The organism is Allobaculum sp. JKK-2023 (assembly GCF_034745455.1).
In the GTDB taxonomy this organism is placed as follows: domain Bacteria; phylum Bacillota_I; class Bacilli_A; order Erysipelotrichales; family Erysipelotrichaceae; genus Allobaculum.
This window is the reverse complement of the sequence record NZ_JAYERV010000003.1, coordinates 3181172-3194129: the sequence shown is the minus strand read 5'-3', so window position 1 is coordinate 3194129 and position 12958 is coordinate 3181172. Positions and strand designations below refer to the sequence as shown.

At 48.3% G+C, this 12958-nt stretch carries 13 protein-coding genes and 1 other annotated feature; all 13 genes read right to left on the bottom strand.

Annotated features, from left to right (window positions below; genetic code table 11):
- Window positions 1-229: 229 nt before the first annotated feature.
- A complete protein-coding gene (hisE, locus tag U4956_RS12885; RefSeq protein ID WP_323091093.1) occupies window positions 230-658 on the bottom strand; it encodes a phosphoribosyl-ATP diphosphatase in 429 nt (142 codons plus the stop codon).
- Window positions 659-660: 2 nt separating this feature from the next.
- Complete coding sequence (hisI, locus tag U4956_RS12880; RefSeq protein ID WP_323091092.1) at window positions 661-981, bottom strand: phosphoribosyl-AMP cyclohydrolase; 321 nt, start codon at window positions 979-981, stop codon at window positions 661-663.
- Window positions 978-1733 carry an imidazole glycerol phosphate synthase subunit HisF gene (hisF, locus tag U4956_RS12875; RefSeq protein ID WP_323091091.1) on the bottom strand — a complete coding sequence of 252 codons (756 nt, stop codon included), beginning with the start codon at window positions 1731-1733 and terminating at the stop codon, window positions 978-980. Before hisF ends, hisI begins: the two co-directional genes overlap by 4 nt.
- The gene (gene hisA / locus U4956_RS12870) at window positions 1727-2518 is read right to left on the bottom strand and encodes a 1-(5-phosphoribosyl)-5-[(5-phosphoribosylamino)methylideneamino]imidazole-4-carboxamide isomerase (RefSeq protein WP_323091090.1); all 792 of its coding nucleotides are present in this window, start codon (window positions 2516-2518) and stop codon (window positions 1727-1729) included. Before hisA ends, hisF begins: the two co-directional genes overlap by 7 nt.
- Window positions 2515-3159 carry an imidazole glycerol phosphate synthase subunit HisH gene (gene hisH, locus U4956_RS12865; protein WP_323091089.1) on the bottom strand — a complete coding sequence of 215 codons (645 nt, stop codon included), beginning with the start codon at window positions 3157-3159 and terminating at the stop codon, window positions 2515-2517. The genes hisA and hisH overlap by 4 nt, the downstream gene beginning before the upstream one ends.
- Window positions 3156-3734, bottom strand: coding sequence for an imidazoleglycerol-phosphate dehydratase HisB (gene hisB, locus U4956_RS12860; RefSeq protein ID WP_323091088.1), 579 nt, complete (start codon window positions 3732-3734; stop codon window positions 3156-3158). Before hisB ends, hisH begins: the two co-directional genes overlap by 4 nt.
- 469 nt (window positions 3735-4203) lie before the next feature.
- Entirely contained in the window at window positions 4204-5229 is a 1026-nt protein-coding gene (locus U4956_RS12855; protein WP_323091087.1) for a pyridoxal phosphate-dependent aminotransferase, read from the bottom strand.
- Window positions 5226-6539 carry a histidinol dehydrogenase gene (gene hisD, locus U4956_RS12850; RefSeq protein ID WP_323091086.1) on the bottom strand — a complete coding sequence of 438 codons (1314 nt, stop codon included), beginning with the start codon at window positions 6537-6539 and terminating at the stop codon, window positions 5226-5228. The genes U4956_RS12855 and hisD overlap by 4 nt, the downstream gene beginning before the upstream one ends.
- Window positions 6532-7173, bottom strand: coding sequence for an ATP phosphoribosyltransferase (gene hisG, locus U4956_RS12845; RefSeq protein ID WP_323091085.1), 642 nt, complete (start codon window positions 7171-7173; stop codon window positions 6532-6534). Before hisG ends, hisD begins: the two co-directional genes overlap by 8 nt.
- Complete coding sequence (locus tag U4956_RS12840) at window positions 7170-8285, bottom strand: ATP phosphoribosyltransferase regulatory subunit (RefSeq protein WP_323091084.1); 1116 nt, start codon at window positions 8283-8285, stop codon at window positions 7170-7172. The genes hisG and U4956_RS12840 overlap by 4 nt, the downstream gene beginning before the upstream one ends.
- Window positions 8286-8586: 301 nt before the next feature.
- Window positions 8587-8809: a binding site (T-box leader), on the bottom strand.
- Between the two features lie 64 nt (window positions 8810-8873).
- Window positions 8874-9809, bottom strand: coding sequence for a Cof-type HAD-IIB family hydrolase (locus U4956_RS12835; RefSeq protein ID WP_323091083.1), 936 nt, complete (start codon window positions 9807-9809; stop codon window positions 8874-8876).
- A gap of 74 nt (window positions 9810-9883) precedes the next feature.
- Window positions 9884-10579 (bottom strand): hypothetical protein, encoded by a 696-nt coding sequence (locus tag U4956_RS12830; RefSeq protein ID WP_323091081.1) that lies wholly within the window; start codon window positions 10577-10579, stop codon window positions 9884-9886.
- Between the two features lie 355 nt (window positions 10580-10934).
- The gene (locus U4956_RS12825; RefSeq protein ID WP_323091080.1) at window positions 10935-12857 is read right to left on the bottom strand and encodes an aconitate hydratase; all 1923 of its coding nucleotides are present in this window, start codon (window positions 12855-12857) and stop codon (window positions 10935-10937) included.
- Window positions 12858-12958: the final 101 nt, after the last annotated feature.

Below are 12958 nucleotides of genomic sequence, written 5' to 3'. Positions count from 1 at the left end.
TCATTATTTTCAAAAAATTTGTTTGATTTCAGGAAAAATTTCAGGCTTCAGCAGCTAACCACTTCACATAAAATTATCAATTTAAAAACGCCCTGAATAGGCAGAAGGCGCTTTCTTTTTAAATACGATCGTACATAAAAATATACCGCCAGCCTGCAGAAGTCTCTGACAGGCTGGCGGTATTCATTTTGAATTAAAAAGAGATACACATTCTGACTTGAAAATATAGTTAATACTGCGTGATCGGGCGGCGCTCGGCTTTCAGGTTATGTTCTTTCTGATGGCGTCTTGCCAGTTCCTGTTCCACATCCTCCAGCGAAACTCCTTTAGCCGCCATCAGGACCATAAGATGGTAAAGCAGATCGGAGATTTCACCGACCAGTTCGTCTTTACTCTGACTCAAAGAAGCAATGATGACTTCGGTGCATTCTTCACCGACTTTTTTAAGAATCTTGCCTTCACCTTTATCAAACAGATAGGAAGTATACGATCCTTCTTCTGGATGGAGCTGTCGTTCCAGTACGGTGTTATACAAAACTTTAAACATTTCCCGCTCATCCATCTGATCCAGAACTTCTTTCAGTGCATCTTCTTTTTCGGCTGCTGGAGCCACAGGTGCTTTTTGGGGTGTCTGGGCATTTTTTGTCTCTTCGCTCATGTCTATTCTTCCTCCAATGCTCGATAAAAGCATGTCCGATTGCCGGTATGGCAGGCCGGGCCATCGCCTTTGACTTTCAGTAATAACGTATCCTCGTCGCAGTCGATCGCAATCGACTGGACATGCTGGTAATTGCCCGAGGTTTCACCCTTGGTCCACAGTGCATTGCGGCTTCGGCTCCAGAATGTCGCAAGACCAGTGGCCAGGGTTTTCTCGAGGGCGTCCTGGTTCATATAGGCAAGCATCAACACGGTTCCATCTTCAGCATCCTGAACAATCACCGGAACCAAACCACCGCCTTTTTCAAAATCCACCGCAATCATCGTACTTCGATTCCTTTCCGTTTTAAGTCTTCTTTGACATCCATTACGCTTAGTTCATCGTAATGGAAAAGCGAAGCCGCTAAAGCCGCATCTGCTGCATCTTCTTCAAAAACCTGAGCAAAATCTTCCAGTTTTCCACAACCGCCCGAAGCAATGACCGGGACGTGTACTTCCTTTTTGATGGCTTTACAAAGTTCCAGATCAAAACCCTGCTTGGTGCCATCGGCATCCATACTCGTCAGCAAAATCTCCCCTGCTCCCAGTCTGGTGCCCTCCTTGGCCCATTCAATGGCATCTTTCCCCGTATCCATCCGCCCGCCAGCTTTAAAACAATGCCATGTGCCATCGGGCATCTTTTTGGCATCAATGGCCAGAACCACACAAGAGCTACCATAAGCTCTGGCTGCCTGTTCAATCAGTTCTGGATGATCGAGAGCAGCCGAGTTGAGCGAAATTTTATCCGCGCCATTGCTGAGCAGATCCCGGATTTGTTCAATTGAGGAAATGCCGCCGCCTACGGTTAACGGAATAAAGACCTGTTCGGCCACTTTGCGTACAACATCGACCATCGTCTTGCGGCCCTGCCAGGTCGCTGTAATATCCAGAAAGACAAGTTCATCAGCGCGCTGGTCATTGTATTTTTTCGCCAGTTCAACCGGATCGCCAACTTCCTGAATCCCAACAAAATGAACGCCTTTGACGACCTTGCCATCGCGCACATCCAGGCAGGGAATAATTCGTTTGGTTAACATGCACTGCCCTCCTTGTCGATTTTCTGAGCAGCCAAGTCTGTCGCAAAGCATTCAAGATCAGAATCTGAATCACGGGTTGCTTCAATCGCCTCTTTCAGGTCAATATTGCCTGCATAAATGGCTTTGCCTGTAATGGCCCCCGCGACTGCGCCATCTGCTTTCAGTTTTCTGAGATCGTCAAGGGAAGCAATACCGCCAGAAGCGATCAGATCACAGTTGGTCAGTGGAGCCAGTCGTTGGTACAGATCAAAGGCCGGACCGGTTAACATGCCGTCTTTGGAAATATCGGTAATGATAATGGTCGCGACCCCCAGTTTTTCCATACGGGCGATGGCTTCTTCAATTTCGACACCGCCATCTTCCAGCCAGCCAGCGACTTTTACGCGGTTGTCTTTACAGTCAAGCCCAGCCGCGATCCGGCCCGGATAGGCTTTACAAAGTGTTTCAACAAGCTTCGGACAGGCAAGGGCTGCGGTGGATAAAATAATCCGGTGGACGCCGCCATCCAGGTAGCGTCGGGCCTGTTCTTCTGTACGGATTCCGCCGCCGATTTCGATTGGAATCGAAACCGTGTTTGCAATTTCAAGAATCAGTTCTTCATTGACCGGATGACCAGCCCTGGCTCCATCCAGGTCAACCAGATGAATAAACTCGGCTCCATCCTGTTCAAAGCTGCGAGCCGTTTCTAAAACCGAAGCTGCCACCTGGCTTGCCTGGTTGTAGTCACCCTGACGCAGGCGTACAGGTTGACCGCCAAGAATATCAATTGCGGGAAGCAGGATCATCGCATAAACTCCCTTCCAAACCACTCAAGGATTTTCAGACCGGTTGTACCGGATTTTTCAGGATGGAACTGACAGCCCATCACATTGTGATGAATCACGACTGCCGGTACCACATATGGTCCATATTGGGCATACGCCGCAAGATCAGCCGGGTTCCATCTGGTGGCATAATAGGAATGATCAAAGTACACATATGGATCCTCCTTAATCGCTTCATACAGGGGGAAATCCGTTGAAATATGAAGACGGTTCCAGCCAATCTGCGGCACCGGCAGGATCTGTTCTTTGTTCTGTTCATGGAAACAAACAGGTTCCATGGCAATCACCTGGCCTTCCATAAAACCAAGGCCATCGTATTCTCCAAACTCGTAAGACTTTTCAAACAAAGCCTGCATGCCAAGACAGATGCCTAAAAGTGGTGTTTGTTCTTCAGTGACCTGCTTGACAATCCATTGATCCAGTCCGCTTTCGCGCAGAATTTTTTCCATATCCCCGAATGCACCAACACCAGGCAGAATCAGTTTGTCACAAGTTTTCAGTTCATCCGGATCACAGGAAATCAAAGCCGGCAGACCCAGATACGCACAAGCCGAAGCAACTGAATGCAGATTTCCCATTCCATAATCAATAATTCCGATCATTCCAGCACTCCTTTGGTCGAAGGCAGCCTGTCTGACTCGACAAATACAGCCTCTTTCATTGCTCTGGCCAGTCCCTTAAAAATGGCTTCGATCTGATGATGATCATTTTTCCCAATAAAACGAACATGCAGGGTCATCCGCGCGTTGAACGCAAACGCCCGCAGGAATTCTTCGACCATTTCAGTTGAAAAATCCTTAATTGCATCGCGATGGAATTCCCCTTCAAAGACCAGATACGGTCGGCCGGAAAAATCCAGATCAATCTGGGCAAGGCTTTCGTCCATCGGCAGCCGACAGTTTCCATATCGACAGATGCCGCGCTTATCACCAAGAGCCTGGCCGACTAATGTTCCCAATAAAATTCCGGTATCTTCGACCAGATGATGGTCGTCGACATCTACATCCCCATCCGCTTCCAGAAACAGATCCATTCCGGAATGGAAGGCGAATAACTCCAGCATATGATTGAAAAAGCCAATGGGCGTCTGAATGCGGGCCTGGCCGGTGCCATCAAGATTCAGTTCCATGGCAATCTGCGTTTCTTTGGTATTCCGTATTGCTTGGGCAGAACGCATAAGGGTCTCCTTTCTTTATTTTCCTGATCTTCGGATCTTACAATCCTTAATTTTCGAATTCATTCTTCAATTTTTTTGACCGTTTAGACTTTCCTTTTCTGCTTGTTTTTCGGACTTCACTGTTATTTCCCCACTCTTTTCTCACCATTTTCTGATCCTTTTTCTGGTTGGACGAGTAAAAAATCTGAGCAGCCTGGCCGATGAATCGCTTCCATTTTCTTTCTATATACTATTTAGAGAGATATTATTATATTATTTAGAGAGATATTATTTAAAGAGCATGACTGGAAGTTTCTCCCTTTCCGGGCTTATCGTCAGCAATGACAGGGGAAATCACGATCTGTTTCTGACACTCACAAGCAGTATTGATTTCAAATCAAATCAATTTCGGATACGATCCAACAGGTATTTGATACTCTTCGTACCCTTGTAGCCTTCAAATCCAGACCAGGACTTGAACTCCAGAACACTAGAAAGCTGGCATCACGGTTTCCAGAACGTCCAGCACCTGGTCATTGTGTTCAGGAAGGGCGATCGTGATCCGGATACGGGAATGATCAGGCCATGTGCGGACGGCAATCTTTCTGGCCTGAAGAGCCGCTTCGATTTTCTGGTTCTGCTCAGGACTGCCCGTGGTCAGGGCATAGAAATTGGCATGCAGGGGACCATGTTCCAGCCCTTCTATCTGGTCCAGCCGTTTTTCAATGCGCACCGCCTCTTTGCGAACCAGCTCAATATAGTTTTCGTTGTGTTCAGGATGATTCAGCCCCGCCAGAGCAGCCAGCTGATCCAGAGTCGAAACAGAATAAACGACTTTCCACTCGGCCAGCCTGTTTGCGAGAGCTGGATTGGTGATCAGAAAACCGACTCGGATGCCGGCCAGACCCCACGATTTGGACAGTGTGCGAGTGACGATCACATTGTCAAGATCCTGCACGACACCCAGAATGGACTGATCAGAAAAATCCATATAGGCTTCATCCACGGCCAGAACAATCGGATCAATGGCTTTGGCCAGTCTGAGAATTTTATCCCGGCTTAACAAATGACCAGTCGGGTTGTTCGGATTGGAGAACAGCACCAGACCCGTGTTGGATGTCTGGATGGTTTCAATGAAAGCATCCAGATCAAAATCACCATTCCAGTCAGTCGTAAAGGGAAGGATTTCTGACTGCATAGCCGCCGTATAGAAGTGGTACATGCCAAAATCCGGATCCAGAGTCACCAGTTTTTTCCCATCGCGGCATAAGGTATTGATCATGATCTGTAAAGTCATATCGGATCCGTTTCCCACAATAATTCCGGCGGGATCCAGGTTGTACAGGCTGGCATAGCGCTGTTTTAACAGATGGGCACTGTCTTCAGGATAGCGGTTGAGGGCTCCTTCTTTTACGGCTTCATAAAACTCCTCAAGCACTTCCGGGCATGGGGCGTTGGCGTTTTCGTTGGCATTGAGTAACAGGCCCTGCTGGCTGTGGGCGGTATATAAACTCATTGGCCTTCCTCCCCAGAGATACCAGGATCATCTTCCAGGCGCACCCGGATCGCATTGGCATGCCCTTCAAGATCTTCCTCTTGGGCCATGCGAATAATCTTGTGACCATGCTTGGCCAGGGCTTGTGGTGTGTAGTAAAGATAGGATGACTTTTTGATGAACGCGTCGACAGAAAGAGCACTGGAGAACTTAGCCGTCTGACTGGTTGGCAGCACGTGGTTGGTTCCCCCAAAGTAGTCGCCAATGCTTTCACAGGTGGTATACCCAAGAAATACCGAACCGGCGTTTGTGACCAGCGGCAGATAGGCTTTTGGGTTTTCGATCTGAAGTTCCAGGTGTTCCGGAGCGATTTCGTTGGAAATTTCAATGGCTTCTTCCAAGGTATCCACCAAAACGCTCGTTCCATAAGCAGCCAGAGATTGTTCAATGATTTCTTTTTTCGGCAGCGCATCCGTCTGCTTGCGCAGTTCCTTGTTGACGGCATCAATCAGTTTCGCACTGGTCGAAACCAGAATGGAGGAAGCCATTGGATCATGTTCGGCCTGGCTGAGCAGATCTGCCGCAACCTGTCTTGGATTCGCCGTGCCATCCGCAATGACAAGAATTTCACTCGGCCCGGCAATCATATCGATATCAACTTTGCCAAAGACCATTTTCTTGGCGGCGGCAACAAACACGTTGCCAGGGCCGACAATTTTATCAACGGGAGCAATACTTTCCGTTCCGTAAGCCAGCGCAGCAATTGCCTGGGCACCGCCGACGGTATAGATTTCATCGACACCAGTCACCTGGGCTGCGGCAGCCAGTTTTGGAGACAGGCCGCCTTCTTTTGCGGGCGGAGTCACCATGACAATCCGTTTAACCCCCGCAATCTTCGCGGGAATGGCATTCATCAAAACCGAAGAGGGATAAAGAGCTCTTCCACCTGGAACATAAATTCCTACAGAAGCCAAAGGCAGAACCCGCTGCCCTAAGTAGATCCCATCTTCTTTCTGGAGCTCATATCCATGCTGGATCTGGGCTTCATGGAAATAGCGGATATTCTCTGCTGCTTCTTCCAGAGCAGCCCGAAAAGCAGGATCCACTTTGGCTGCCTGGGCTTCGATTTCTTCTGTCGGTACGCGTAAAGTCTTCAGTCGGATCGAGTCAAATTTTTCCGTATAGTCTTTGAGCGCTTCGTCCTGGCGTCTGCGCACATCTTCAATAATATTGGAAGCCGTCATCAATGTTCCCGGTGAAATCTCATAAGCCCGACCCGCCAGATAGCTGGCCAGTTCTTTCTGGTTTTCTTTATGTAAGGATTTAAGCATTCTCATCCACCGCCTTTTTCAGATCCGAAAGGACCTGGGTAATTTCTTCTTTTTTCAGTTTCCAGCTGGCTTTATTGACAATTACGCGGGCTGAAATTTCGGCTACGGTATCAAGCACCTGTAAACCATTCGCACGCAAAGTGCTGCCAGTTTCCATAATGTCCACGATGCCATCGACCAGCCCGATCAGTGGCGAAAGTTCTACCGAACCATCAATCTTGATGATTTCAACATCCATGTTTCGGGACAGAAAATAAGCTTTAGCCACATGTGGGTATTTGGTTCCGATGCGGATCCGGCCTTTTTTGGAAAAGAGGTTGGCTTCAGGCAGAGCCGCGACAATAAAACAGCATTTGCCCGTTTTCAGATCGAGCATTTCATAGTAATTGGAGGCTTCTTCGTTTTCCATCAAAGTATCCTTGCCCACCACACCCAGATCCGCTGCCCCATGATCGACATAGGTGATGCAGTCATTGGATTTTACAAGGACATAATCAAGATCATGCACGGTATCCGCTAAAACAAGAGCGCGTCCCTTATTGCGCACCTTTTCGGTTCCATAGCCGGCCGTTTCCAGCATGGTCAGCGTTTTCTCTTCCAGTCTGCCCTTGGTTAAGGCAATCCGTAAACTCATGGTCGTTCCTCCTCTTCAAGAATCAGCTCGTCGATGGTCTCATCACAGACCAGTCTGACTGACCCTTCCATTCTTTTGGCTCTGGCCAGTTCAAAGGCACTGATGGCCAGCGAAGACGGATAACGGATGATCGTCAGCGTCCGGTTGTCTTCCATCTCAAACAGGTCTGCAAGCGGGTCAATTTTGAACGCAAAGCCGACAGCCGGAAGATCCCGGCCAAAGCAGGCCATCAGGTTGTCATAGCGGCCGCCCGAAAGTACGGGGCCGCTTGCGCCTGGAACATAGGCTTCAAAAATCAGGGAGGAATAATAATTGAGGTGAGGGAGTTTTCCTAAATCGAAGCCAATATTGTCGCCATAGCCCAGCTCAGTTAAAAATTCTCCAAGTTTTCTGAGGGAATCAAGAACCTGTCTTGTTTCCTCATCAAAAGCCAGTTGTCTGGCTTTTTCCAGCACATCCAGTCCTCCATCTAACAAGGGCAGCTGAATGAAGTACTCCCGAACGTTTAAAGGCAGATCGAACCGGTCGAGAAACTGACCGAGTTCAACCATGGATTTACGGTCCGTCAGATCCGCCAGGGTACGGATGTCCGCGGGGTTTGCAAAGACTTTAGCCGCTGCATTTTCCAGCAGTCTTGCATCGGAAAATTCAAGCCGGCAGGTCTGCAGCTCACAGGCTTTTAAGGCTTCGAGCGCACAGACAACGACTTCTGCATCCTGGTCGCTTCCGATCAGTTCAATCCCGCAGTCAGTTGTCTGGGCACAACGGCCAGTAAAGGCCTTACGAAATTTCCAGACATCACTGAGATATGAAAGCCGAAGCGGCAGCTGGGCGTTTTGCAAAGACGTCGCGGCCAGGCGTGCAATTGGGACCGTCATATCCATTCGCAGCGTAAGAATGTCCTGATTTTCATCAATCAGCTTGAGCATGGTTCGATCCTGCAGATTGGCAAATGCCTGATTGTAGGTCTGATAGTATTCAAGGGCCGGGGTCTGGACTTCTTCAAAACCAAAACGGTCGAAGACCTGTGAAATCCGGCTGGCCAGCTCTTTGCGCTTGCGCATATCGCCAGCCAGGATATCCCGGTTGCCAAGGGGTGTCCTGAGTTCCATCGCGTTTCCTTTCCGAGTGCCTGATCCACTCTTTCTGCCTGACTGAATCCGTGATCCAGTCAGGTACGGATTTCTGTTTTTTTTGTATCTTTCATTCATCGCAACTGTCCAGTATCTTTTCAGGGTCCTTTCTCCTGTTTTCTGGCCAGGCTTTGCGATCGGGTTTTCTTTTGTTTTCAAAAGAATCAGGACAGGCAAAAGCATTCTGTTTTTTTGTCTGTTCAGAATCCTTTGATTTTCCTACAGTTTCGAGGGATGGCGGTTGTGATTTCAGTGGGCAGAGAATAAAAAAACTTCCATCCAAAAGGACGAAAGTTCATTTCGTGTTCCCACCTTTATTCACAGTTTCCTCACGAAAACTGCCTCAGCGACTGAAAACAGTCCGTCCGATAACGAGGACAACCGGGATCCCATTTCCTGAATCCGGCTCCAGGATGTGTTTCAAATCGGTTTATGGCTTCTTTGCACCAACCAGAAGCTCTCTGAACACGCCCCGACTCTACTGTTCCCTTCTTTGCCGCTAAATTTACAAGAATTCTAGACAGTGCGGTATTTTCTGTCAAATCTTTTGAAACTCTTTTCAGAAAATTAGTCATGTTCGTTTTCTTTTGTGTTCTTTTCCGGTTCGAATAAGCCCAGCCACGCCAACGCATTGTACAGGCCATTCTGATCCAGACTGGTCGTTACATAATCTGCTTTTTCTTTTGTTGCCGAAGTTCCATTGCCCATGCAGATCGCATAGTCTGCGGCCTCTAACATGGGAATATCATTTTCGGAATCTCCAATTGCAGCGATGTCATACTGGCCGGAAACTCCCATGGCTTCAAGCATTTCTTCCATAGCCATTGCTTTATTATGGTGAACATCCGTCAGCTCACCCCGGAAAAAGGATCCGGCACCACCCGAAGGGTTGAAGCGGTTTTTGTACTGAATAATATCGAAACCAAGTTCTCTGGCAACCGGTTCAAGATCATACGGTTTATCGGAGTCAAAAATGATCTTGACCAGTTCGTCATAGTTTTCAGGTTCAATATGGGAAAGCGGATAACGAAGGGATGGATCTTTGCGGTCTTCCTTGGCAAAAAAGATCATGCGTCTGAATGCGTATTTTGGATCATCAAATCCCCAGTCATTGCCTTCCAGGCCATAGCCGGAATCCTGGCTTTTCAGATACGTGATCATTTTGTTCACTTTTTCGGGATCGATATAGCTCTGGCAAAGCAATTCTTTGCCTTTAAACATCTGCATCCCGGTCGCCAGACAATAGCCGTCAAAATCGGCATCCCATAAAAACTGCGGAATATCCACATGCCTTCGCCCCGTGTTGACAAAGATCAGATGGCCATTGGCTCTGGCTTTTTCAATCGCCTTCCAGGCCGAAGCCGGCACAGCTTCCCGGTCCCATAACGTACCATCCAGGTCGATGAACACCGCTTTTTTGCGAGCTGAATCTGCTTTCGGATTCAACGTATTTTTTCCTTGAGAACCCATCGTTTCCAGATGGTGTTTTTGGTTTTGGGGCATAGTTCCTCTTTTCTGTTTCTCTTCTGTTTGTTCAGGTTTCTTTGTTTGTGATTTCTCTAACGTATACTCTGACCTTATCGATTTTTCGCAGAATGGAAAGGCATTTTTGGACCTTGCCAGATCTTTTTGCCATGAAGCGCATACATCTCACTCACGCCTTGATATAAAGCCAAAATGGCAAAGACAAATAAGAACCACACGCCGATCTGCTTCAACAGAGCCACGCTTAAAAGATCGGCAATTCCCATGCAGATAAAGCCCGTGCATACACAGGCATGTTCACAGAACACATAGGCGGGGGCCTCTTTTAAAAGCGGCAGAAAGCAAAGCATATACAGACCGCCGACAAGCAAAATGGTCGATAACATCCACGAATGAAACGTCGTTTCCAGCGCTTTCATCATCACGTACGCTTTGGCAATCTGGGTCAGGCCGCCCGCAAACCCTAAAATAACCGACAGAATCAGGTTGATATTGCCATGCGGATCTTGTCTTCGCAGATTCATGCGGCTGCCCGTAAAGGCGGCAACCCCTAAGGAAAGCTGTAAAAAGCCGGTCACAAACATCGCATCCGGCTCAAGCGGAACAATCGTTCCAAGCCAGGTCATCAGTGCAAACATGGCAAAGACAAACTGCAAAGCCGGATCGGGCGACACGCAATAGCTGTCGCCGATTCGGGCCGGGACAAACATCTCCATCTTCTGCTCCTGCATCACACTGGGACTGGCATGGCTGTCAGATGGGATGAATTTGGTATTTTCTTGATTCATAAAGGTCCTCTTTCTTTGTGACTTTTTGTTGAAGTTTAACGCCGCAGGCTCTGATTCAAGTTCAGAGTCTGGATTGCTTTCATTGTAAAAGTCCATCTGCCAGCTTTTGAAAAGAGTGACCAGCTAAAAATGGCATACGGTTGAAGGACAGACTTTCAATTTATCCCCCTGCTCCACTCGAACCTTTCGGTGCCTCCCCTCCAGTTCTGCAAAGGACCCAGCAGAAAACAGCCAGTCACAAAAAACAGCCACATGCAAAAAACAGGAAAGCTGTTTCCGTCAAGAAACAGCTTTCCTGTTTGATTTCAAATTGTTTTTTATTTCTGACTTCCTGCCAGCCTGTTTTTTGGCTTGGTTAGTCCTGCATGGAACGGATGTAGTTGAGCGTTCCACCCGCTTTGAGTACAGGAATATCCTGGACGCCAAACTGAGGGGTCAGAGCATAGTCAAGATTTTTGGTCTTGTTGTGAATGACCAGTGGCTGTTCTGCCGACAGATCCTCAAGATGGTCAAAGACAAGTTCGTCCATTTCATCAATCGTGTCATAGTCCGCCGGGTTTTCAAAAACCAGCGGCAGGATCCCGAAGTTAATCAGGTTCGCCAGGTGAATGCGGGCAAAGGATTTGGCAATGACGGCTTTGATGCCCAGATACATTGGGGCTAAAGCCGCATGTTCACGGCTGCTTCCCTGTCCATAGTTTTCACCGGCAACGATGATGCCGCCATGATTTTCCCTGCAGACTTGATCAAAGCCTTCTTTATTGTTGCGGAAAACAAATGTCGACAGTTTTTCAATGTTCGAGCGATATGGAAGAACTTCGGCACCAGCTGGCGCAATGTGGTCAGTGGTGATGTTGTCACCCAGTTTGATGACCACTTTCTTGTCAAACGAATCTGGCAGCTTGTCATTGAGCGGCAGCGGTTTGATGTTGGGCCCACGAATAATTTCGACTTCTTCCGGATTTTTGGATGGATACAGAATCATCGAATCATCAACATAATCGATCTGTTCGAAATCGGAATCCTGATAGTCGAGCTCTCTTGGATCCGCAAAGACACCCGCGATGGCACTGGCGGCAGCAACTTCTGGAGAAACCAGGTAGACACCGGCTGAATTGGTGCCCGAGCGGCCATAGAAGTTGCGGTTAAAGGTCCGCAGCGAAACGCCTTCACTCTTTGGGGACTGACCCATTCCAATGCAGGGTCCGCAGGTGCATTCCAGAATTCTGGCTCCGGCTTTCACAAAGGTCTGCAAAGCGCCATTTTCCATCAGTTTGATCAGCACCTGACGGCTTCCTGGCGAAACCACCAGCGAGACATTGGGCGCGATGGTTTTGCCTTTCAGAATCGCAGCGGCTTTCATCATGTCTTCAAAACCGGAGTTTGTGCACGAGCCGATGGCGACCTGATCGACTTTCTGGCCTTTGAGTTCATCAATCGCTTTGACTGCATCGGGTGAATTGGGGCAGGCTGCTGCCGGTTCGAGTGTAGAAAGATCGATCACTTCCAGTTCATCATATGTGGCATCCGGATCGGCTTTGAGTTCTTTCCAGTCCTGGGCACGGTTCTGTTTGGTTAAGAATTCAAGCGTTCTTTCATCCGAAGGGAAAATCGAAGTGGTTGCCCCCAGTTCAGCCCCCATGTTGGTGATGGTTGCCCGCTGGTAAACACTCAAATCTTTCAGGCCTTCACCAGTATATTCAAAAATCTTGCCGACTCCGCCTTTAACGGAACGGCGTTTTAACAGTTCAAGAATAATGTCCTTGCTGGAAACCCCATGCGGAAGTTTTCCTTCCAGACGGACTTCAACAACTTTTGGATAGGGAATCGTGTAAGGCAGACCGGCCATGGCTTTTGCAACGTCCAGACCTCCCGCTCCCATGGCAATGGAAGCCAGGGCTCCGGCCGTTGGCGTATGGGAGTCGGAACCGATCAGTGTCTTACCGGGTTTTGCAAGACGTTCAAGATGAACCTGATGGCAGATGCCGTTGCCAGGCCTTGAAAACAGCACCCCATGTTTGGCGGCAACCGACTGCAGGTAAGCATGGTCATCCGCGTTCATAAAACCGGACTGCAGCGTGTTGTGGTCAACGTAGGATACGGAAAGTTCCGTTTTAACCTGATCAACCCCCATGGCTTCAAGCTGAATGTAGGCCATGGTTCCTGTTGCGTCCTGGGTCAGCGTCTGGTCAATTTTTACATCAACCGGGCTGGATGGAATTTTATCTCCACTCTGGATATGGGCATCCAGAATTTTCTGTGTCAGATTTTTTGGCATAGAGTTTCCTTTCTAGTTTTTTCCCATGATAGCGCAAATTATTCGAAAACAGATGCAAAAACTTTCAGAAAACGGCTGGACACGTTTTTCACCATCCATTT